The sequence below is a fragment of the Pseudomonas lactis genome (assembly GCF_001439845.1).
Lineage (GTDB): Bacteria > Pseudomonadota > Gammaproteobacteria > Pseudomonadales > Pseudomonadaceae > Aquipseudomonas > Aquipseudomonas lactis.
Map to the genome: position 1 here is coordinate 12,750 of NZ_JYLO01000005.1, position 21,807 is coordinate 34,556.

General features: G+C 61.2%; 21 protein-coding genes. 15 read left to right on the forward strand and 6 right to left on the reverse strand.

From position 1 onward, the window contains the following. The first annotated feature begins 129 nt into the window (after window positions 1-129). Window positions 130-543: a nucleoside diphosphate kinase regulator gene (gene rnk / locus TX24_RS08975; RefSeq protein ID WP_003195408.1), complete on the forward strand. Its 414-nt coding sequence runs from the start codon at window positions 130-132 to the stop codon at window positions 541-543. Here rnk and TX24_RS08980 read toward each other — a convergent pair. The 3 genes from TX24_RS08980 to TX24_RS08990 form a co-directional block, all read right to left on the reverse strand. Further along, a complete protein-coding gene (locus TX24_RS08980; RefSeq protein WP_057710198.1) occupies window positions 540-3,380 on the reverse strand; it encodes a class I adenylate cyclase in 2,841 nt (946 codons plus the stop codon). The genes rnk and TX24_RS08980 overlap by 4 nt on opposite strands. A gap of 169 nt (window positions 3,381-3,549) precedes the next feature. After that, a complete protein-coding gene (locus tag TX24_RS08985; RefSeq protein ID WP_003195403.1) occupies window positions 3,550-3,804 on the reverse strand; it encodes a TIGR02647 family protein in 255 nt (84 codons plus the stop codon). A gap of 95 nt (window positions 3,805-3,899) precedes the next feature. Next, window positions 3,900-4,184, reverse strand: a complete 285-nt coding sequence (locus tag TX24_RS08990) for a hypothetical protein (RefSeq protein ID WP_003195400.1) — start codon at window positions 4,182-4,184, stop codon at window positions 3,900-3,902. A gap of 125 nt (window positions 4,185-4,309) precedes the next feature. Between TX24_RS08990 and TX24_RS08995 the strand changes: the two genes are divergently transcribed. Beyond that, window positions 4,310-4,969: a glutathione S-transferase family protein gene (locus TX24_RS08995; RefSeq protein WP_057710199.1), complete on the forward strand. Its 660-nt coding sequence runs from the start codon at window positions 4,310-4,312 to the stop codon at window positions 4,967-4,969. 101 nt (window positions 4,970-5,070) lie between these two features. Here the strand turns inward: TX24_RS08995 and argH are convergent, their stop codons facing one another. Next, window positions 5,071-6,465, reverse strand: coding sequence for an argininosuccinate lyase (gene argH / locus TX24_RS09000; RefSeq protein ID WP_003195396.1), 1,395 nt, complete (start codon window positions 6,463-6,465; stop codon window positions 5,071-5,073). A gap of 501 nt (window positions 6,466-6,966) precedes the next feature. On the opposite strand from argH, the gene TX24_RS09005 reads away from it, so the two are divergent. The 7 genes from TX24_RS09005 (at window position 6,967) to TX24_RS09035 (ending at window position 13,354) form a co-directional block, all read left to right on the forward strand. Next, window positions 6,967-7,713 carry a LytR/AlgR family response regulator transcription factor gene (locus TX24_RS09005; RefSeq protein ID WP_003195394.1) on the forward strand — a complete coding sequence of 249 codons (747 nt, stop codon included), beginning with the start codon at window positions 6,967-6,969 and terminating at the stop codon, window positions 7,711-7,713. Between the two features lie 138 nt (window positions 7,714-7,851). Beyond that, window positions 7,852-8,793, forward strand: coding sequence for a hydroxymethylbilane synthase (gene hemC, locus TX24_RS09010; RefSeq protein WP_003195391.1), 942 nt, complete (start codon window positions 7,852-7,854; stop codon window positions 8,791-8,793). Further along, window positions 8,790-9,548 carry a uroporphyrinogen-III synthase gene (locus TX24_RS09015; protein ID WP_057710200.1) on the forward strand — a complete coding sequence of 253 codons (759 nt, stop codon included), beginning with the start codon at window positions 8,790-8,792 and terminating at the stop codon, window positions 9,546-9,548. Before hemC ends, TX24_RS09015 begins: the two co-directional genes overlap by 4 nt. Window positions 9,549-9,566: 18 nt before the next feature. Continuing rightward, window positions 9,567-10,682 carry a uroporphyrinogen-III C-methyltransferase gene (locus TX24_RS09020; protein ID WP_057710201.1) on the forward strand — a complete coding sequence of 372 codons (1,116 nt, stop codon included), beginning with the start codon at window positions 9,567-9,569 and terminating at the stop codon, window positions 10,680-10,682. Window positions 10,683-10,687: 5 nt separating this feature from the next. Continuing rightward, on the forward strand, window positions 10,688-11,929 hold the full coding sequence (locus tag TX24_RS09025; RefSeq protein ID WP_003195384.1) for a heme biosynthesis protein HemY: 1,242 nt from the start codon (window positions 10,688-10,690) through the stop codon (window positions 11,927-11,929). Window positions 11,930-12,164: 235 nt separating this feature from the next. Beyond that, the gene (locus TX24_RS09030; RefSeq protein ID WP_003195382.1) at window positions 12,165-12,686 is read left to right on the forward strand and encodes a disulfide bond formation protein B; all 522 of its coding nucleotides are present in this window, start codon (window positions 12,165-12,167) and stop codon (window positions 12,684-12,686) included. Between the two features lie 209 nt (window positions 12,687-12,895). Then, window positions 12,896-13,354 (forward strand): Rsd/AlgQ family anti-sigma factor, encoded by a 459-nt coding sequence (locus TX24_RS09035; protein ID WP_003195380.1) that lies wholly within the window; start codon window positions 12,896-12,898, stop codon window positions 13,352-13,354. A 51-nt stretch (window positions 13,355-13,405) separates the two neighbouring features. Here the strand turns inward: TX24_RS09035 and TX24_RS09040 are convergent, their stop codons facing one another. Next, a complete protein-coding gene (locus TX24_RS09040; protein WP_057710202.1) occupies window positions 13,406-14,083 on the reverse strand; it encodes an FKBP-type peptidyl-prolyl cis-trans isomerase in 678 nt (225 codons plus the stop codon). 192 nt (window positions 14,084-14,275) lie between these two features. On the opposite strand from TX24_RS09040, the gene TX24_RS30600 reads away from it, so the two are divergent. Next, a complete protein-coding gene (locus tag TX24_RS30600) occupies window positions 14,276-15,388 on the forward strand; it encodes an AlgP family protein (protein ID WP_082628790.1) in 1,113 nt (370 codons plus the stop codon). Here the strand turns inward: TX24_RS30600 and TX24_RS09055 are convergent. Further along, window positions 15,385-15,849 carry a TIGR02444 family protein gene (locus TX24_RS09055; protein WP_003195376.1) on the reverse strand — a complete coding sequence of 155 codons (465 nt, stop codon included), beginning with the start codon at window positions 15,847-15,849 and terminating at the stop codon, window positions 15,385-15,387. The two genes, TX24_RS30600 and TX24_RS09055, sit on opposite strands and share 4 nt — an antisense overlap. Before the next feature lie 50 nt (window positions 15,850-15,899). Here TX24_RS09055 and abc-f point away from each other — a divergent pair, with 50 nt between their 5' ends. The 5 genes from abc-f to TX24_RS09080 all read left to right on the forward strand — a co-directional run bounded on the left by abc-f (window position 15,900) and on the right by TX24_RS09080 (window position 21,731). Continuing rightward, on the forward strand, window positions 15,900-17,810 hold the full coding sequence (gene abc-f, locus TX24_RS09060) for a ribosomal protection-like ABC-F family protein (RefSeq protein WP_057710204.1): 1,911 nt from the start codon (window positions 15,900-15,902) through the stop codon (window positions 17,808-17,810). Then, a complete protein-coding gene (locus TX24_RS09065) occupies window positions 17,810-18,376 on the forward strand; it encodes a mechanosensitive ion channel family protein (RefSeq protein WP_003195372.1) in 567 nt (188 codons plus the stop codon). The genes abc-f and TX24_RS09065 overlap by 1 nt, the downstream gene beginning before the upstream one ends. A gap of 168 nt (window positions 18,377-18,544) precedes the next feature. Then, the gene (locus tag TX24_RS09070; RefSeq protein ID WP_003195369.1) at window positions 18,545-19,177 is read left to right on the forward strand and encodes a LysE family transporter; all 633 of its coding nucleotides are present in this window, start codon (window positions 18,545-18,547) and stop codon (window positions 19,175-19,177) included. A gap of 201 nt (window positions 19,178-19,378) precedes the next feature. After that, window positions 19,379-21,274 carry an FTR1 family protein gene (locus tag TX24_RS09075; protein ID WP_057710205.1) on the forward strand — a complete coding sequence of 632 codons (1,896 nt, stop codon included), beginning with the start codon at window positions 19,379-19,381 and terminating at the stop codon, window positions 21,272-21,274. Between the two features lies 1 nt (window position 21,275). Further along, complete coding sequence (locus TX24_RS09080; RefSeq protein WP_032894581.1) at window positions 21,276-21,731, forward strand: YaiI/YqxD family protein; 456 nt, start codon at window positions 21,276-21,278, stop codon at window positions 21,729-21,731. Window positions 21,732-21,807: the final 76 nt, after the last annotated feature.

Here is a 21,807-nt window from a genome sequence, read left to right on the forward strand (position 1 = left end):
GCGTCTTGTTTATTTGTGTCGCTGTGGTAGTGTCCGGATACACCTCCATTCATCGAGGTCCGTGAGAACCCCGCCTTTTCCTGGCGGGGTTTTGCTTTTTTGTGCAGAAAAAAGGAGTCTGCCTGAATCATGACCACCGCACCGTCCATCATTCTTACCCGTCTTGACGTGCAGCGTCTGGAGCAACTGATCGACCGCTTGGGCGACAACTCTCCCGGCGCCGAAGCATTGCAAGCCGAACTCGACCGCGCCGAAGACGTGGTTGGTCACGATGAAGTGCCTGCGGGTGTCGTGACCATGAACTCCAGCGTGCATTGCCGTGAGCAAAGCAGCGGCAAGGACTATCACCTGACGTTGGTCTACCCCAAGCACGCGAACGCCGACGAAGGCAAAATTTCGATCATGGCACCCGTGGGCAGCGCATTGCTCGGCCTGCAAGTGGGCCAGCACATCGACTGGCCGGCGCCTGGCGGCAAGACCCTGAAGCTGGAATTGCTCAGCGTCGAAGGCCAGCCCAAAGATGGCGGCGCCTTCCCGCTCTAAACCTGATTGAAGGCCGCATTGAGTGACTGTTCCAGTTCGGCTTTATAGCGCAGGTACAGATTGCTTGGGCTTTGCACATCACCGAGCAGCCCCGACAGATCCAGGTCAGTGATATAGCAGCGGTAACGCTCGGTTTCCCGACGTTGCCCGACGATCTCCCGGGCGACCACCGTAAACAGCTGGTCGCCAAATTCCAGTTCGGAAAACTCCCGCTGATTGCAGTACAGGGTGATCCCTACGTGGCCTGGCGCGCCTTTGCCGATAATCGCCTGCACGTCATAAAACGCCTTGTTGGCAGGGTCTTGTGGGGCTGGCCGTCGCTCCACGCCGCGCGCCCGGCCACTGCCCGATGGCAACAGCTGGTAGTACAGGATCTGTACCTCACTCGCGGGTTGCTGGGCGTCCAGGGACGATAGCGCTTCGCGGCGATACAGGATCGATTGCAAAAAACGCTGCAGCGGCGCCAACAGGCTTTGCTCATCATGAAACGGCAAGCGCTGTTGCCAGAGCGCGTTGAATTCGTCGAGCACGTAGACGTCGGCGAAGCCTTCATTGACCCGGTAGAACACCTGCACACACTCGGCTTGGCCCATGGGCAGCAGCAGCGCCAGGTCGTGGTCTTCCAGGGCCATGGCGTCCAGGTGCCACGGGCTGTAGCTGGCCAGCTCCTCGCTGAGGTAGGCGATCAGCGCGTCCTGGGTCGGCAGTGACACATGGGTGGCCTGGCCCGGTACCAGTTCCATGACGTGATAATGCTGCTGCACCTGGAGCAGGTAGCGATGATTGCCCTGGCCGAGCAGCAGATGCTGCGCGGTGTCGAATACCTCTTCCACCCGCTGGGCAATGAACTGTGCCCGGTTGTGGCAGAAGCAGCGCACCCGTAGGCGTGGCAGATGGTTCGATGGCAGTTGGTTGAGGTAGTCGCGCAGGCAGTCGAGCAGGGCGTGGGGGCCGTCATAGCGGCTGACCATCACTTCGTTCCAGCTGTTGAGCGTGACCTGGTCCAGGGTCAGCACCAGATTGTCGCGCACGCCGGCATAGCTCAGGGAGTCGGTGCGCTCGGTGGTCATCAGGATATTCAGGTCGCGATGATGCTTGAGCGGATCAACCCCGACGTTGATCAGCAGCAGCACCTCTTCCGGCACTGCCGGGCGCAGCAAGCGGCTCTCATCGACACTGGACAGGGGCAGGGCGATGGTCTGTTGCAGGCTGCCCAATAGGTTGAACAGCTCGAACTCGGTCATGTCGCTGGTGCCGGGGTGCAGCGCCAGGCGGGTGCTGCTGTCGATCACGCCGTTGCGATGGCACCAGGTGAGCATTTCCAGCAGGTCGCGGCTGCGTTTGATCGGGGCGAAGTGTTCCCACTCCAGAGCGGTAAGGTTGCCGTTATACAGGCCCCAATGGTGCTGGCCCGGCTCCTTGCGGTTGGGCGACTGCACCAGGGTCAAAGTGTCTTCGGCCAGGTCCGGGGCGATGCCGGGGTTGATAAACTCGACCTTGCCGGCCTTGCGCTCGAACGCCGCGTACAAACGGCGGCCCAGTACATTGAGGTCGCGTTTATTGATCGGGCTGGCGGACTGTTCACTGCGTGTGAACTGGGTGAGGAAGCGGTAGCTGTAGTTCAACTCATTGACCAGGGCGCGGCGCTCGGAAGCGACCTGGCGCACTTTCCATTGGCTGCGGCTGTCCAGCAGGGCCAGTTGGCGTGTGTCCCACCCCCATTCATGCGCCAGGCGTTCCAGTAGCTGCCGTTGCCAGCCAGCAGTGCGCTGGCCGGCGCTGAGTTTGCGGTTGACCTTCAGGTACAGGCTGCGGCGCACCAGTTCCAAGCGCTCCAGCTCGTTGCGGGCCTTGAGGTATTCCTCGATACGGCGGTAGACCATGATGTACGGGTCCAGCTCATCCAGGTCTACCTGATGGCTGAACACCGCCTGTTTGAAGCGCAGGCTCAGGCACTGCACCTTCGGGTGTTCGCTGGCGTAGACCTCGGTCAGCAGCAGCTTGAGCACCGATTTATAGGGCGACTCGATGCCCTTGAACAGTTGCCACAGCCCGGCGCCAATAAATTCCCCCGGAGGAATATGAGCCAAATGGCCGAGGTCGAGGGTTTCATCGGCGCGGATAAAGCGCTTGGAAATCAGTGCGTGAGTAAACTCGGCGTAGCGGTTTTCTTCGTAGACCGGCACCAACCACCAGATGGGCGTGCGTCCGGCCAGCCAGATCGCGGTGCGATAGAACTCATCCAACAGCAGGTAGTGCTGGGTGGTGCCGCAGTCGTCGGAGCTCAATTGTGTATCGCGATCACCCAACACAAAGCGCGTCGGGTCGATCAGGAAGAAATGCGCCTCGGCGCCCATGCCCAAGGCCCAGGTTTCCAGCAGTTGGCACTTTTTGCGCAGCTCGGCCAGCTCGGTCTCGCTCAGGTCGGGGGCGTGGCACACCCACACATCCATATCGCTTTGATCGGCCTGGGCCAGCGTGCCCAGGCTGCCCATCAGGAACAAACCGTGGATCGGCGTAGGCGGGTTACCGTGGCGCGGTTTATAGGAAAACGAGCGGGTCAGGCGCTGGGCATCGGCCAGGGCCTGGGCGTCCGGTTCAAAATTCGACAACCCGGCCGGCGTGCTGCTGGAGACGTAGCCTGGCAACAGCGGGTGATTGACGTGGAAAAACAGCGGCAACAAAGCCAGCACGCTTTGCTGGCGTGGCGTCAGCCCCTCGACGGCCCGGGCCATGCGGCCTTGATTGAGGGTCATGAAACGCGCGCGCAGTTGGGTCAGCACCTTGCGGTCGATGCCTTCGTCCAGATCGGGGCGGATTTCATGGGTGCGGGTCATGTCGAACTCGTTGGCTCGCAGGGCCCGACGCGGGCGGCCATGCAGGAGTTTACAGACAGTAGCGTAGGAGTTTTAGAGGGAAGTGGCTTTTTGGCGTCAGAATTTTGTATGCCGCGCAGCAATGCCCGCGGAATCCGCAGGCGGCGGACTCCATGGGCGGTATCAGGTATCAGGCGGCTTCTTTGGTGCTGGCAGTGGTGAGGATGGTCAGCAGGGTTTGGGCTTGCTCGGCAGCGTCCCGGCCAAGGCTCGTCAGATAGCCCCCGTCCGGTTGGTCAATCAGCCCTTTGGCATGGAGGCGCTTGGCAGCGGCGATGGCAGTAGGGGCGGCAGTCTGATGGACTTTCAAGCCTTCCTTGGTGCTGTCCAAGGGGAAGAGTACAAGGATTTCCAGTTCGGCAACCAACTCAGGGGTATACGACATAAGGACTCCAGACTTTCTAAAATTTATTAGAGGCTAGCAGGCCATAAGGTGAACGCACTTTGCCGAACTGTCCAGCGTGTTGCTGCGTGCCAGGGTTATTGCTTCTCCGGCGGCAGCTCGGGCAGTGCCCGCAGTGCCGTTTCATACCACTCGGTATTGAAAGCGCGGTCCTCGTCCAGCATGGCGTCGATCTCGAAGGCCAGCACGTGAGCCATCAGATTGAGGATATCGTCGCGCTCGTAACCCACCAGGGTCAGTTTGTTGAACGTAGCCTTGGCCGCTGGCGGGTTATCGCTCTCGATCTGGTTCTCGATGGCTTCGATCAGCGTGGTCTCGGTGAATTCTTCTTCGTCGTTGTCGATATCGGTCGGCTCGCTCATGGCAGGCTCCTCAAGGAAAGGGCGTCAGTCTACCCCCATTCAGGTGGGTGATGCTGCTGGTCAGGGTGGCCTCGAGGATCTATAACTCTTGCAGCCAACCCCACACCCGGCCTGGAGGCTTTGCAATGCTCAAGCTTTACGGATTTTCGGTCAGCAACTACTACAACATGGTCAAGCTGGCGCTGTTGGAGAAAGGACTGCCCTTCGAAGAAGTGCCTTTTTACGCCGGGCAAACCCCCGAAGCCTTGGCGGTCAGCCCCCGCGGCAAAGTGCCGGTGCTGGGTGTGAAGCAGGGGTTCATCAACGAAACCAGCGTCATCCTCGAATACCTGGAGCAGAGCCAGGAAGGCCCTGCGCTGCTGCCCGCCGACCCGTTTGCGCGGGCACAGGTGCTGGCGCTGTGCCGTGAGATCGAGCTGTACATCGAGCTGCCTGCGCGGGCGTGTTACGCCGAGGCTTTTTTCGGCATGACGGTGCCGGAGGCGATCAAGGAAAAGTCCAGGGCCGAGCTGTTGCTTGGGATCGGTACGTTAGGCCGGCACGCTAAGTTCGCGCCTTATGTGGCAGGGGAGAGCTTCACCCTCGCGGACCTGTATTTCATGTACAGCTTGAACCTGGCCTGCGGTGTGGGCGAGAAGCTGTTTGGGTTGGACCTGCTGGCGCAGTTGCCGAAGGCGAAGACCTTGTTGGCGCGCCTGAATGAGATGCCCAACGCGCAGAAGGTAGAGGCGGACAGGCAGGCGGCGATGCCAGCGTTCATGGCGATGATTGCGGCCAAGAAATAAATCTTTGGCATCTGATAAGAGCGCCATCGCGGGCAAGCCAGCTCCCACATTTTGATGTGTGAACCCAATCAAATGTGGGAGCTGGCTTGCCTGCGATGCTTTTAGCGGCTGGCGAGCAATTCTTTGCCGCGCACGACCGCTGCCTTGACCTGCGCCGGCGCAGTGCCGCCCACATGGTTACGGGCATTCACCGAGCCTTCCAGGGTCAGCACGGCAAATACATCCTGCTCGATCTGGTCGCTGAACTGGCGCAGTTCTTCCAGGCTCATTTCCGCCAGGTCCTTGCCGGTGTCCACACCGTACTTCACGGCGTGGCCAACGATTTCGTGGCAATCACGGAACGGCAGGCCACGGCGCACCAGGTAGTCCGCCAGGTCGGTCGCGGTGGAGAAACCACGCAGGGCCGCCTCACGCATGATCGCGTGCTTGGGCTTGATCGCCGGGATCATGTCGGCAAAGGCGCGCAGCGAGTCGCGCAGGGTGTCGGCGGCGTCGAACAGCGGCTCTTTGTCTTCCTGGTTGTCCTTGTTGTAGGCCAGTGGTTGGCCTTTCATCAGGGTCAGCAGGCCCATCAGTGCGCCGAATACACGGCCACTCTTGCCACGCACCAGCTCTGGCACGTCGGGGTTTTTCTTTTGCGGCATGATCGAGCTGCCGGTGCAGAAGCGGTCCGGCAGGTCGATGAACTGAAATTGCGCGCTGGTCCACAGCACCAGTTCTTCGGAGAAGCGCGACAGGTGCATCATCGCGATGCTGGCCGCGGCGCAGAATTCGATGGCGAAGTCCCGGTCCGAGACGCCGTCAAGTGAGTTGCCGCCCACGGCGTCAAAGCCCAGCAGTTGTGCGGTGTACTCACGGTCGATCGGGTAGGTGGTGCCGGCCAGTGCAGCGCTGCCCAACGGCATACGGTTGGCGCGCTTGCGGCAATCGACCAGGCGCTCGTAGTCGCGGCTGAGCATTTCGAACCAGGCCAGCAGGTGGTGGCCGAAGGTCACAGGCTGTGCGGTCTGCAGGTGAGTGAAGCCCGGCATGATGGTGTCCGATTCGCGCTCGGCCTGCTCCAGCAAACCTTTTTGCAGGCGGGTGATTTCGCCCAGGATCAGGTCAATCTCATCGCGCAGCCACAGGCGGATATCGGTGGCGACCTGATCGTTACGGCTACGGCCAGTGTGCAATTTTTTGCCGGTCACGCCGATGCGATCGGTCAGGCGTGCCTCGATGTTCATGTGCACGTCTTCGAGGTCGACGCGCCAGTCGAACGTCCCTGCCTCGATCTCACCGCGGATGGTGGTCAGGCCGTCGATGATGCTGTCACGCTCGGCGTCGGTCAGCACGCCGACCTTGGCCAGCATCGTGGCGTGGGCGATGGAGCCCATGATGTCGTGGCGGTACAGGCGTTGATCGAAGGTGACGGAGGCGGTGAAGCGCGCGACGAAGGCGTCGACGGGTTCACTGAAGCGGCCGCCCCAGGACTGGTTGGTCTTGTCGGTGCTCATGGATTCGCTCGTGATCTGCTTAAAAGAGGCATGAAGGTGTGCCGGCGATCATAACAGGGTTGCCCGTGGAGGCGGTGCTGCGGGTGATCGGCAATTTTATTTGTGTAAGAGATGGCTAAGTGCCTTGCCGCCGACCGCATCCGGGACGAGACTGGGGGCAGGTACTTATTGAAACGATATTTGACGATTGAGCAATGTCGCCTCAGTGAGCGTCTACAGTTGGACTGATAGTGTGTGAATGCACCAAAGTCGGGTGATGCGGTCATAACCAGACTATCCATTAAACAGGGGGGTATTCGGATTGTTTATCAGTGAACCCTACGACGATGCCCGAAGGCAGCGGGTCTTGGGCGCTATTGAACAGGTCCGGGTAAATTTGGGTGCCATTCTCAGGGCACTTTTTGCCGCTCGCGCTAGTCTTAGCGTGGATCGCTGTGACGTCAGTCACCGCACCTGTCTACGCTATCCTTGTGCGAGACTCACGCAGGAATCCAGCGCAATATGAATGTCCTGATCGTTGATGACGAACCCCAAGCCCGCGAGCGACTGAGCCGTCTGGTCAGTGAACTCGAGGGTTATACAGTCCTTGAACCGAGTGCCACCAGCGGCGAAGAGGCGTTGACGCTGATCGACAGCCACAAGCCGGATGTAGTGCTGCTCGATATCCGCATGCCGGGCTTCGACGGCCTGCAAGTCGCCGCCCGCTTGAGCGAACGCGAATCGCCGCCCGCCGTGGTGTTGTGTGCGGCGCAGGATGAGTTTTCTGCACAAGCGCTGGAAGACAGCGGTGTCAGTTTTCTCGTCAAGCCGGCCACTGCCGAAGCCTTGCTCAAAGCCTTGAAAAAAGCCGAGCGTCCCAGCCGCGCCCAACTGGCTGCCTTGACGCAACCGGCTGCGCAAAGTGGTAACGGGCCACGCAGCCATATCAGTGCGCGTACCCGCAAGGGCATCGAGCTGATCCCACTCGGCCAAGTGGTCTACTTTATTGCCGATCACAAATACGTGACCTTGCGCCACGAGACCGGTGAAGTGTTGCTCGATGAGCCGCTCAAGGCCCTTGAAGACGAGTTTGGCGAGCGTTTCGTGCGCATTCATCGCAATGCGCTGGTCGCCCGTGAACGCATCGAGCGCCTGCAGCGCACGCCCCTGGGGCACTTTCAGCTATTCCTGAAGGGGCTCAATGGCGATGCCTTGATTGTCAGCCGACGCCATGTCGCCGGCGTGCGCAAGATGATGCAGCAGCTTTAGCCCAAGGGCTGCGGCGCGGTCTGCATTCCTAATCCCGGTGCGACGTGGCCAGGGAGGCCCCGCACTTGCTGATTCAAATCAAAGCGTATTTGCCTGAGCTGTTATTATCCGCCGTATCTATTCAGTACGGATTGATCCATGTCCTCTCGCGAAATCCGCATCGCCACCCGTAAAAGCGCCCTGGCCTTGTGGCAGGCCGAATACGTCAAAGCCCGCCTTGAGCAGGCCCATCCCGGCCTCAAGGTATCCCTGGTGCCCATGGTCAGTCGCGGCGACAAGCTGCTGGACTCGCCGCTGTCGAAAATCGGCGGCAAGGGCCTGTTCGTCAAGGAGCTGGAAACCGCGCTGCTGGACAACGAAGCCGATATCGCCGTGCATTCGATGAAAGATGTGCCCATGGACTTTCCTGAAGGCCTGGGCCTTTTTTGCATCTGCGAGCGCGAAGACCCGCGCGACGCCTTTGTTTCCAACACCTTCGCGTCCCTGGACGAATTGCCGCTGGGCAGTATCGTCGGCACCTCCAGCCTGCGCCGCCAGGCCCAGTTGCTGACACGTCGCCCCGACCTGCAGATCCGCTTTTTGCGCGGCAACGTCAACACGCGCCTGGCCAAGCTCGACGCCGGCGAATACGACGCGATCATCCTCGCCGCTGCCGGACTGATCCGCCTGGGCTTTGAAGACCGCATCACCTCGGCCATCAGCGTCGAAGACAGCCTGCCGGCTGGCGGGCAGGGCGCAGTCGGGATCGAATGCCGCACCGCCGACAGCGAAATTCATGCGCTGCTAAAACCTCTCGATCACGCAGACACCGAAGTGCGCGTCACCGCCGAGCGTGCCTTGAACAAACACCTTAACGGTGGCTGCCAAGTGCCCATCGCCTGTTATGCCGTACTCGAGGGTGAGAACCTGTGGCTGCGTGGCCTGGTTGGTGATCCGGACGGCGGTAACCTGCTGACCGCCGAGGTGCGTGGGCCGCAACGTGATGCCACGGCCTTGGGGATTCAGGTCGCCGAAGCGTTGCTGGAAAAAGGTGCGGGTGCCATTTTGCAAAAAGTCTATGGCGAGGCCGGCCCGCAGTGACCGATTGGCGAGTGCTGCTGACGCGGCCTGCCGAGGAGTCGACGGCCCTGGCGGCGTTATTAGCCCATAGCGGTATTCACAGCAACTGCCTGCCTTTGCTGGAGACTGAAGCCTTGCCGGTGACCGCTGAGCAACGCGCGGTGTTCGGCGCGCTGCCGCGCTATTGCGCCGTCATCGTGGTGAGCAAGCCGGCCGCGCGCCTGGCGTTGCAGCAGTTGGGGGGCAGTGTGCCGCCAATGCCCTGGTTCAGTGTCGGCGCGGCCACGGCTCAGATACTGGCCGATCATGGCCTTAACGTTCACTGTCCCGCCACGGGCGATGACAGCGAGGCCTTGCTTGAACTGCCCGCCTTGCGCGAGGCTATTGCAGTGCCGGGCGCCCGGGTGTTGATTCTGCGTGGCGAGGGCGGGCGCGAGTTGCTGGCAGAGCGTTTACGCGAGCAAGGTGCTAGTGTCGACTACCTGGAATTGTATCGGCGTTTTCTTCCAGTGTATGAGAAGGGCGCGCTGATGCAACGCATCCAGTTGGAACGCTTGAACGGCCTGGTGGTCAGCAGTGGGCAGGGTTTTTTACACTTGCACGCGTTGGCCGGCCCCGATTGGCCAGAGGTGGCACAGCTGCCGTTGTTCGTGCCCAGCCCGCGTGTATATGAAATGGCGCGGGCCGCGGGTGCAGAAAAAGTTGTGGATTGTCGCGGCGCGAGTGCCGCGGCTTTGTTAGTGGCGTTAGGGAGCTATCCCGTTCCCACTCTCTGATACGCAAAGGACGGATACGTGAGCGAAACAGCCTTGCCTAAAGATGAAGCTCAGCCCGCGCTTGATGCGCCGGTCGAGACACCGGTCAGCGCGCCACGCCGTGGCAATGGCCTGGCCATCGTCGCCTTGCTGTTGGGCGCTGCGGGCGTAGCCGCCGGCGGTTGGGGGATCTGGCAGGTCCGTGCCCTGCAAACCAGCAGCCAGCACCAGCTGGGCCAGGTGCAGACCCTGGATGACCAGTCCCAGAGCCTCAAGCAAGGCCAGCAACAGTTGGCCGCCCGCCTGGCGCAGTTGCCGGGTGCGGATGAGCTGGAAGAACGTCGCCGTCTGGTCACTCAGTTACAGGGTGATCAGCAGCGCCTCAACCAGCGTCTGGAAACCGTGTTGGGTGCCAGCCGCAAGGACTGGCGCCTGGCCGAGGCCGAGCATCTGATCCGTCTGGCCAGCTTGCGTTTGTCCGCCTTGCAAGACATCAACAGCGCTCAGTCGCTGGTCCAGGGGGCCGACGAGATTCTTCGCGAGCAGAGCGACCCAGGGTCTTTCGCCGCACGCGAGCAACTGGCCAAGAGCCTGGCCGCGCTGCGCAGCACCGAGCAACCGGACCGTACCGGCCTGTACCTGCAACTGGCCGCCTTGCGTGACCAAGTGGTGCAACTGGCGGCGATTGCCCCAGAGTATCAGCTCACCGAGCCCGCTTCCCAGGGGCGTCCCACCAGCGATACGCAGAACCAGTTGAGCCAATGGTGGGAGCAGATTTCCCGTTACTTCCGCATCGACTTCAACCCGGATGACAACATCCGCCCATTGTTGGCAGGCCAAGGTCTGAACCAAGTGCGCCTGGCCTTGAGCCTGGCGCTGGAGCAAGCCCAGTGGGCTGCGCTTAACGGCGAGGCGGCGGTGTACAGCCGCTCGCTGGGAGAAGCGCGCAGCGTGTTGCAGGACAACTTCAACCAGGACAACCCGCAGAGCAAGGCGATGCTGGCGCGTATTGCCGAGCTCGAGCCCAAGGCCGTGTCGGTGGTCACGCCTGACCTGGCCGCGAGCCTGGCTGCTGTGCAGGCGTACCTTGAGCGTCGTCATCTGTCTGCCGACGAAGCCAAGGCCTCGGCTGGCAAACCGGCGACCCAGGAGTAGAGCTGATGAAGCGTTTCTATGTGATCCTGGTGCTCGCAATTGCGCTCGCCCTGGCCCTGGGCGTGGGCATTTCGAAGCACACCGGCTACGTGTTGATTACCTATCCTCACTTGCTGCATTACGAATCAAGCCTGTGGGCGACATTGGTGGCGCTGTTCGCCATTGGCCTGGCGATTTACCTGATTCGTGTGTTGTGGAGTCTGGTCACCACATCCGGTGGCGTGGTCAACCCTTGGTCACGACGCAACCGCAGCCGTCGTGTGCAGATTGCTATCGAGCAAGGCCAGATGGACCTCGCCGAGGGCCGCTGGGCCAGCGCCGAACGCCACCTGCACCGCGCCGCCGAAGCAGAGCGTCAACCTTTGCTGTATTACATCGGCGCGGCCCGTGCGGCGAATGAGCAGGGTCGTTATGAGGAATCCGACGGTTTGCTGGAGCGCGCGCTGGAGCGCCAGCCCCAGGCCGAACTGGCCATTGCACTGAGCCATGCGCAATTGCAGATGGATCGTGGCGATACGGAAGGCGCTCTGGTCACCCTTCAGGCGATGCATGAGCGTCATCCGCATAACGCGCAAGTGCTGCGACAGTTGCAACGCCTGCATCAGCAGCGTGGCGATTGGTCGTCGGTGATTCGCCTGCTGCCGGAACTGCGCAAGGACAAAGTCTTGCCCGCCAATGAGCTGGCCGAGCTGGAGCGCCGCGCGTGGGGCGAGAACCTGAGCCTGGCGGCCCAGCGTGAAGAGCAAGGCGAGGCGGGGTTGCAGTCCTTGGAGCGCGCATGGGAGCAACTGACCGCTGCCCAGCGCCAACAGCCACAACTGGTATTGGCGTATGCCGACCAACTGCGTCGATTGGGCGCCGATGCCAAGGCCGAAGAAGTGCTGCGTGGTGCGCTCAAGCGCGGTTACGACAGTCACTTGATCCGGCTGTATGGCCTGCTGCGCGGCAGTGACCCTGCGCGTCAATTGAAGTTTGCCGAAGGCTGGCTCAAGGACCATCCAGGCGATGCCAGCCTGCTGCTGACGCTGGGTCGTCTGTGCCTGCAAAACAGTCTGTGGGGCAAGGCGCGGGATTATCTGGAAAGCAGCCTGCAAGTACAACGCAATCCCGAAGCCTGCGCCGAATTGGCTCGGCTGCTGGCCCAATTGGGCGACACCGAGCGCAGCAACCAGCTGTTTCAGGAAGGCTTGGGGTTGCTCGACAATCGTCTGCTGTCCTCGCCGCTGCCGGTGCCTGCGCGAGTTTGAAGTAGGAAAGGGTGAGTGGATTGGCTCGGACCGATCCGCCCCCGATCCTTCAAACCCTGCAAACACTCGGTTTAACTGGCCTTGTTGCTAATTCCTACTTGTTGTAACTGAATTTCCTCGGGCTCGTGGCGGGATGTCCTTATGTTTTCGAGGAAATGTCTGCTCTAGGGCGTATTGAAAGGGGTCGGGCCTTTCCTCTACCGTAGCGACCTATCTCTTGCAGTGCGGATAAACAATGTCTTTGGCCCCTTTACGCTCTTTGTTTTTCCTGGCGTTCATGGCGGGTGCGCTGACGTTGGGCGCGTCTTTCTACCTTCAATACGGCGCGCTGCTACGACCGTGTTTTCTATGCCAGGTACAGCGCCTGTTCCTCGCGTCTTTTGCATTGATCAACCTGATTGCCGTGCTTCACAAACCTGGGCGTTCCGGCCTTTGCCTTTATGGGTTGGCGAGTATGGGCTGTGCGTTGCTGGGCGCCATCACCGCAGGCCGGCAAGTCCTGTTGCAGAACAGGCCGGCAAGTCAGGTGGGGGATTGCTGGCCCAGTCTGCAGCACATGCTTGAAAGCCTGTCTGTCTGGCAGGCCATGCGCTCGGTGTTCAATGGCACGGTCGATTGTGTCGAAATCAACTGGACGCTATTTGACCTGAGCCTGCCTGAGTGGAGCCTGTTGTTCTTCGTCGCGATGCTGATCCTGGGGCTCATGCAGGTATCACGGTTGTTGTTCGGCAGGCATTTGCGCCTCGCAGTGCATTGAAAACGAGACTCAGGTTGTAGGAGCGGATTAAACACTTGTATGAACATTCTCTCCTGCGTACCTTGAAGCCATAGTCATGCGGGCATAATCTGGCCCGCACGCGTTATCCAAACCGCTTGTCAGACGCGGCCTTGTCCGTCTGCTGCTTCATCCTTGAAGTGTTGCGCAGGTACAGAGCTGCGGCGCCCCAATAGGGAAGAGAGATCATCATGTTGGAAAGTTGTCAGAATGCTCAGGAACGCTGGGGTGGAGTGCACAAGCTGATCGACAGCTGGTTGAAGGCACGTCACGAACTGGTTCGGGCCTTTGATGCTCTCGGCGCCAAGCCCGAAGCGTTGGGCGAGAATCGCGAGACATTGCAGGAATTCTGCGGTGTGCTGGTGGACTACGTGTCTGCCGGCCATTTCGGCGTCTACGAGCAACTGACCAAGGAGGCCGAAGCCTTCGATGATCAGCGTGGCCTGGAGTTGGCCGAGACGATTTACCCGCGCATCGATGTGATTACTGAAAAGCTGCTGGCGTTCACCGACCTGTGTGATGCCGGGAAATGTGTTGCGGAAAAATTCAAGGAATTGGGCGCGCTGTTGCATGAGCGTTTCGAACTGGAAGATTGCTTGATCGAAGTGCTGCACAACGCTCATAAAGAAGAGCCCGCCACCCAGGCTTGAAGCTGATGGCGAGATAAAAAACGGTGCGCATGTCGCACCGTTTTTTATGGGTCAGTGGCGAGTGCCGAGCAGTTCGATTTCGAACACCAGCGGCGTATAGGGTGGGATCAACTCACCTGCGCCGTCTGCGCCATAGGCCTGGGCCGAAGGAATCACCAGGCGCCATTTCGCACCCACCGGCATCTGTTGCAATGCACTGCTCCAACCGCTGATCACGCTGTTGAGGCGAAACCATTGCGGTTGCGTACTTTTGTCGAAGACAGTCCCGTCAGGCAGTCGGCCCACGTATTTCACCTGTACTTCATCGCTGGCCAACGGCTTGTTGCCAGTGCCCGGTGCCAGCTCGGTGAGCAGGATACCGTCGGCTAGCTGACGAACGCCGGCGGCGGCTTTTTCCCGAGTGAGAAATTGCTGTTCGGCGGCCAGTGCTTTTTCGCTTTGCGGCAGTTGGGCGTCGGCGGTGTTCTGCGCTTCATGCTGGGAGAGGATCTGTTCGATGCGCGCCTTATCCAGCGCCAGTGGTTTGCCTTGGTAGGCTTGTTTGAGTCCGTCGAGCAGAGCCTGTATCTGCAGGTCGGGGACTTCCTGGCGCAACCGTTCGCCAAGGCTTGCGCCCAGGCTATAGGCAAGGTCGTGCGGGGTTGCGTCGGTGATGTTTGACGAAGGTTGCTCGCTTGCATCGGCCACGCAGATCGCCAAGCCGAACACTAGAAAAAGGTAACGCGACATGGTCATTCTCCCGGCGAAAGTGCGACGGATTATGCCAGTGCGAGTGCGTAAAAAGTGGCGTGGTTTTCCGTTATATCGATAAGAATTTTCGCACTGTGCAACGCAAGGCAAAGGATACTGTCAACATGCCCTAGCGGCGGTAAGAGCAGAGGGCTAGTATGAGCCGCACCCACGTCAGCCAGGAGGTAAACCATGTCGGCCAAACAGAAGCCTGTAAATACCCCGTTGCACTTGCTCCAACAACTTTCGGGCAGCCTGCTCGAACATCTGGAAAGCGCGTGCTCCCAAGCCTTGGCTGATGCAGAAAAACTGCTCGCCAAACTGGAAAAGCAGCGCGGTAAAGCGCAAGAAAAACTGCACAAGTCCCGTACCAAACTGCAAGACGCCGCCACTGCCGGCAAGTCCAAGGCACAAGCCAAAGCCAAAGGTGCGGTCAAAGAACTTGAAGAGCTGCTGGATGCTCTCAAGGATCGCCAAGCCGAAACCCGCAGCTACATTTCCCAACTCAAAAAAGACGCTCAAGAAAGCCTGAAACTGGCCCAGGGCGTTGGTCGTGTGAAGGAAGCCGTAGCTAAAGCACTGGGCGCTCGTACGCCTGCAAAAGTAGCCGCCAAGCCAACTGCTAAAACTGCTGCTGCCAAACCAGCTGCCAAGCCAGTCGCTAAAACTGCTGCAGCCAAACCAGCCGCGAAGCCAGTTGCTAAAACCGCAGCTGCCAAACCAACCGCGAAGCCAGCTGCTAAAACTGCTGCAGCCAAGCCAGCCGCGAAGCCCGCTGCTAAAACTGTTGCTGCCAAACCAGCCGCGAAGCCAGCTGCTAAAACTGCTGCAGCCAAACCAGCCGCGAAGCCAGTTGCTAAAACTGCTGCTGCCAAGCCAGCCGCGAAGCCAGTTGCTAAAACTGCTGCCGCCAAACCAGCCGCGAAGCCAGTCGCTAAAACCGCTGCAGCCAAACCAGCCGCGAAGCCAACTGCTAAAACTGCTGCCGCCAAACCAGCTGCCAAGCCAGTCGCTAAAACCGCTGCAGCCAAACCAGCTGCCAAGCCAGCCGCTAAACCTGCTGCTGCCAAACCAGCTGTGAAGCCAGCCGCTAAACCTGCTGCTGCCAAACCAGCCGCCAAGCCAGCTGCTAAACCTGCTGCCGCAAAACCGGCCGCGAAGCCAACTGCCAAGCCAGCGCCCGCCAAGCCAGCCACGCCAGCAGCCCCCACTGCCACCCCGGCAGCAGCCACCGCTCCAACTGCATCGGCCAGCAGCACTCCTGCACCGGTAGCGCCAAGCACCACCCCAACCAGCGCTTCCTAAGTGTTGGTGGCCATGACGCGCAATTGCAGCAGCGCGTCGTGGTCAAGGTTGGCGGCTTCGGTCGCCAGGCCTTCACGCCATTCTTGCTGACCCGGCACCTCATTGATCGGCCATGCCTGCGCCAGCGCTTCCAAGCGTGCCAGCAGCGTTCTTTCGGCCTCCAGCTCCAGTGTCTTGATCTGCTCGCGTAGCGATGCCAATTGCGCATCCTGCTGGGCCAAGGCGCGCCATTGCACGCGCATTTGTCGCAACGGTTCGACTACCTGCACCCGCCACGGCTGAGCGATCTGTTGCAATGCCTGAACGCGTTCGGGCTTGTACGCCACACCTCGTTGCTCCAGCCAAGCACCACACAACAACAGGCACACGTCTGCACCTTGCTCCTGCAAGCGCAGGCACGCGGCCTCCACGCCCGGGCGAGCATAGGTCGACAGGGCAAAGCTCCACAGGTCAGCGTACATATTCACACCCAAGCCAGCGGCCAACGAAGCTGGTAGACTCCGCCGCCATTATGATCCGACTTCAAAGCCTAACATTACAGCGTGGCCCGCAACGTCTTCTTGAAGACGCCGAGCTGACCCTGCACGCCGGTCACAAAGCCGGCCTGATCGGTGCCAACGGCGCCGGCAAATCCACGTTGTTCGCCTTGTTGCTGGGTGAGCTGACCCCGGATTCCGGGGACTGCCTGCTGCCGGCCGACTGGCGCATTGCCCATATGCGCCAGGAGATCGACACCCTGGACCGCATCGCCATCGACTACGTGCTCGATGGCGACCTGCGCCTGCGCCAGGTACAACACGACCTCGCCGAAGCCGAAAAAGCCCAGGACGGTGCCGCCCAGGCGCGCCTGCACTCGGAGCTGGACAGCGCCGACGGCTATACCGCCGACGCCCGCGCTCGCAAGATGCTTGCCGGCCTTGGGTTTACCAACGAGCAGATGGACCGTCCGGTCGCCGATTTCTCCGGCGGCTGGCGCATGCGCCTGAACCTGGCCCAAGCGCTGATGTGTCCGTCGGACCTGTTGCTGCTCGACGAGCCGACCAACCACTTGGACCTCGATGCGATCCTGTGGCTGGAAGACTTCCTCAAGAGTTACCAGGGCACCTTGCTGCTGATCTCCCACGACCGGGATTTCCTCGACGCCGTGGTCGATAACATCGCCCATGTCGAACAGAAGAAAATCACCCTTTACCGTGGCGGCTATACCGCGTTCGAACGCGCTCGCGCCGAACGCCTGGCCCAGCAGCAACAGGCCTTTGAAAAGCAACAGGCGCAACGTGCGCACATGGAAAGCTACATCGCCAGGTTCAAGGCCCAGGCCACCAAGGCCCGCCAGGCGCAGAGTCGGATCAAGGCCCTGGAACGCATGGAAGAGCTGTCGGCGGCCCACGTCGATTCGCCGTTCGACTTTGTCTTCCGTGAGTCGGTGAAGATCTCCAGCCCGCTGTTGGACCTCTCGGACGCTCGCCTGGGCTACGGCGACAAAACCATCCTGGAGAAGGTTAAGCTGCAGCTCACGCCGGGCGCCCGCATCGGTTTGCTCGGCCCGAACGGCGCCGGCAAGTCGACACTGATCAAGAACCTCTCGGGTGAGCTTGAGCCGCTGGCCGGTCGCCTCACTCGTGGCGAGAACACGGTGGTGGGTTACTTCGCCCAGCACCAACTGGACTCGCTGGACGCTAAGGCCAGCCCGCTGTTGCACCTGCAACGCCTGGCGCCAGCCGAGCGCGAGCAGACCCTGCGCGACTTCCTCGGCGGTTTCGACTTCCGTGGCGCGCGTATCGACGAGCCCGTGCTGAACTTCTCAGGTGGCGAAAAAGCCCGCCTGGCCCTGGCCCTGATCGCCTGGGACCGGCCCAACCTGCTGTTGCTCGACGAACCGACCAACCACCTGGACCTGGAGATGCGCCTGGCGCTGACCATGGCCCTGCAGGAATTCAGCGGTGCGGTATTGGTGGTGTCTCACGACCGTCACCTGCTCAAGAGCACCACCGACAACTTCCTGCTGGTGGCCGACGGCAAGGTCGAAGAGTTCGATGGCGACCTGGACGACTACGCGCGCTGGCTGACCGAATACCGCCTGCGCAATGCGCCGGCCAGCAACACGCCGGTCAACCCGGACAAGACCGACAAGAAAGCCCAGCGCCAGGCCGCCGCCGCGCTGCGCCAGCAGTTGGCACCGCACAAGCGCGAAGCCGACAAGCTGGAAGCCGAGCTGGGCAAGGTGCATGAGCGCCTGGCCAAGATCGAAGCCAGCCTGGGCGACAGCGCCGTCTACGAGGCGGCGCGCAAGGATGAACTGCGTGACCTGTTGGCCGAACAGGCCAAGCTCAAGGTGCGCGAGGGGCAATTGGAGGAAACCTGGATGGAGGCCCTCGAATTGCTCGAAACCCTGCAAGCGCAACTGGAGGCGCTGTCCTGATGGAAGCGTTGCAATTGCCAGTACCGGTGCAATGGATCGAGCCCATCTGGATCGGCGTGCAAATCCTGCTGATCCTGCTGGCTGGCTACCTAGCCCAGCGCTTCGTCGCCAAAGGCCTGACACGCCTGGGCGAGCGCTACCCGTTCCCGCCGCAATTGCTGATGCCCCTGCGCGGCGGCTTGCGCTGGCTGATCATGGGCAGTGCGCTGATCTTTGTGCTGGGCCGCCTGGGTGTGTCCGCCACGGTGCTGTGGACCGCCCTGTCGGGCTTTGTCGCGGTGGCGGCCGTGGCGTTTTTCGCCATGTGGTCGGTGCTGTCCAACCTGCTTTGCGCGATCCTGATCTTTACCGTCGGGCCGTTTCGCCTGGGTGATATCGTCGAGTTGGTGGACACCGTCGACAAGCCGGGCGTGAAGGGCCGGGTCGTGGCGATCAACTTGCTCTACACCACGCTGATCGAAGTCGAGGAAGCCGGGACCAACAGCGCGATGGTGCAGGTGCCCAATAGCCTGTTCTTCCAGCGTTCGGTACGCCGTTGGCCCGGCTCTGGCACCAACATCCTGTAGGAGCGAGCTTGCTCGCGAAGAACCTGAGAGCGCCGCGTTCATCCAGTTTGCCCGCGTTATCGTTGACGTTCTTCGCGAGCACGCTCGCTCCTACAGAAATCTATAGCCAGCCTTTGGTTGCAGGAGTTAGCTTAAGGCACAACCGCTAACTCCCTTACGAGGTGTGCAATGGCTCTCGATACATGGCTGGCCTTTTTCCTAGCCAGTTGGATCATCTCCCTTTCTCCTGGCGCCGGCGCCATCGCCTCAATGTCCAGCGGCCTGCAGTACGGTTTTGTGCGTGGCTACTGGAACGCCATCGGCCTGCAACTGGGCCTGGCGATGCAGATTGCCGTGGTTGCGGGTGGTCTGGGAGCCATTCTGGCGGCCTCGTCTACTGCGTTCTATGCGATCAAATGGTTCGGCGTGGCCTACCTCGTGTACCTGGCCATCAAGCAATGGCGCGCTTTGCCCATGGACATGACCGACGACGCCGCCGTACGCCCCATTGGCAAACCGATGGCGATGATGTTCCGCGGTTTTCTGGTCAACGCCAGCAACCCCAAGGCGCTGGTATTCATGCTGGCGGTGCTGCCGCAGTTCGTGAACCCGCAGGCGCCGTTGTTGGTCCAGTACCTGATCCTGGGTGCAACCATGATCAGCGTCGATATGATCGTGATGGCGGGCTACACAGGGTTGGCGTCGAAAGTCTTGCGCCTGTTGCGTACACCCAAACAACAGAAACGCGTAAACCGCACCTTTGCTGGCTTGTTTGTCGGCGCTGCCGGTTTCCTGGCGAGCCTGCATCGCGCCACGGCCTGACCAAGCGACGGACCAAAAATGTGGGAGCGGGCTTGCTCGCGAATGCGGTGTGTCAGTCAAAGGAAATAGTGACTGAAGCACCGCATTCGCGAGCAAGCCCGCTCCCACACTCGTTTTGTAGTGATATGAAATAACACCTTGAGTCGAATCCATTAAAGCTCAACAATAGTGTTACTTCGTATTTCCACTTGAGATTCATTCATGACCGCCCCTTTCCGCTTTCTCGCCTGGCTGCTGTTGCCGGCGTTGCTGTCGTGCAGCTCCAATCTGTTGGCCGCGACCGCCGAGGGCGCGCCGCAAGCCCTGCATTTGCTGGACTACATTGGCGCCGACTACCCACCGACGGTGGAGGCGGGCAAGGTGGTAGATGACTCGGAATACCGTGAACAAGTGGAATTTCTCGGGGTGTTGCAGGGGCTGGTGGCTGATTTGCCAGACAAACCCGAGCGCGCCGAGCTGATAAAGGGCGTTGATGAACTGCTGGCCGCAGTCACTGCACACCAGGATGGAGCGAGCGTTGCCCGCCAGGCCCGTCAATTGGGCGCCAAACTGGCCGTGGCGTATGAAGTCAGCCAGGCCCCGGCCATCACGCCGGACCCGACCCGAGGCGCGCCGCTCTACGCCCAGCATTGTTCGGTGTGCCACGGCACAGCAGGTGCCGGCGATGGCCCCGCAGGCATGGGCATGACGCCGCCACCCGCTAACCTGCGCGATGCCACACGCCTGGATCGCTTGAGCCTCTATGCGATCTACAACACCCTCGGCCTGGGCGTCGAAGGCACCGACATGCCGTCGTTCGCTGACCAACTGGACGACCGCCAGCGCTGGGACCTGGCAACCTATATCGCCGGCTTCACGGCCGACCCGGCCGCCGGCAAAGGCGAGCAGACATTCAACCTCGCCGACCTGGCCCGCCAGACCCCCAATGAAGTGCTCGCCGCTGACGGCCCTGGCGCTGCGGCGACGTTCCGCGCCCAGCGTGCGCAGCCACCGCAGGTTCAGCGCGGCCCCGCGCAGTTGCTCGATTACACCGCCGCCACCCTGGACAAGAGCCTCGCGGCCTTTCGCAGCGGCGACCACGAGCAGGCTTATGATCTGTCCGTCGCGGCCTACCTGGAAGGCTTCGAGCTGGTGGAAAGCTCCCTGGATAACGTCGATGCCAATGTGCGCAAAGACACCGAGAAGGCGCTGATGGCTTATCGGCAATCGTTGCAGGACGGTTTGCCTATCGAGCAGGTGCAGCAGCGCTTGGATGCAGCCAAAGGCAAACTCACTGAATCGGCTGGTTTGCTGGGCGGCGATGGCCTGAGCTGGTCGTTGAGCTATATCTCTGGCCTGCTGATCCTGCTGCGCGAAGGTCTGGAAGCGATTCTGGTGCTGGCAGCGATCCTCGCCTTCCTGCGTAACACCGGCCAGCAATCGGCGGTGCGCAGCGTCAACGTCGGCTGGGGCCTGGCGCTGTTGGCGGGCTTGGCTACGTGGGCCCTGGCGGCCTATGTCATTGATGTCAGCGGTGCCCAGCGCGAATTGCTCGAAGGCTGTACGGCGCTGTTCGCCAGTGTGATGGTGTTGTGGCTTGGTGTGTGGATGCACGACCGGCGTCACGCGGCAGCCTGGCAGGACTACATCAAGAGCAGCCTGGTGGGCGGCGGTGGGCGTTTCGGTTTTGCCGTGCTGGCGTTCTTCTCGGTGTACCGCGAACTGTTCGAAGTCATCCTGTTCTACGAAACCCTGTGGCTGCAAGCCGGCCCTGCCGGGCACAACGCGGTGCTGGCCGGTGGTGCCACGGCGCTGGTGCTGCTGGTGGGCCTGGCCTGGGTGATCCTGCGCGGTTCGGCGAAGCTGCCCCTGGCGCTGTTCTTCGGCATCAATGCCGCGTTGCTGTGTGCGTTGTCGGTAGTGTTCGCCGGGCACGGTGTGAAGGCCTTGCAGGAAGCGGGCATCTTTGGCACGCGGCCGGTGGCGTTCTTTGACTTCGACTGGCTGGGCATCCACGCCGATGCGTATTCGCTGGGCGCGCAGGCCGTGGCGATTCTGGCGATTGTGGTGCTGTATGGCCGTAGCCGCCTGACCGAAAAGCGCCGGGTGGCGGCGTAGCATGCGGGTGTGGATCGACGCCGACGCCTGCCCTCGGGCGGCCAAGGACCAAGTGGTGAAGTTCGCCCTCAAGCGCCAGTTTGAGGTGGTGCTGGTGGCAGGGCAAAGCCAGATCAAACCCAGCTTTGCCTGTGTGAAGTTGATCGTGGTGCCCAGCGGGCCGGATGCCGCCGATGATTACCTGGTGGAGCACGCCGTGCCCGGCGAACTGGTGATTTGCAGCGACGTGCCCTTGGCCGACCGCCTGGTAAAGAAGGGGGTCACGGCCCTCGACCCGCGTGGCAAGGAATTCAGCCCGGCGAACATGAGCGAGCGGTTGGCGGTGCGTAACCTGTTCACCGACCTGCGCGAGCAAGGCCAGATGGGCGGCGGCCCACCGCCCCACGGCGAAAAGGACAAGCAGGCGTTTGCCAATGCACTGGACCGTATCCTCACCCGCTTGATGAAGCCTCTGTAGGAGCGAGCTTGCTCGCGAAAAACGTCAACGATAACGCGGGCACTCTGGATGAACGCGGCGCTCTCAGGTTCTTCGC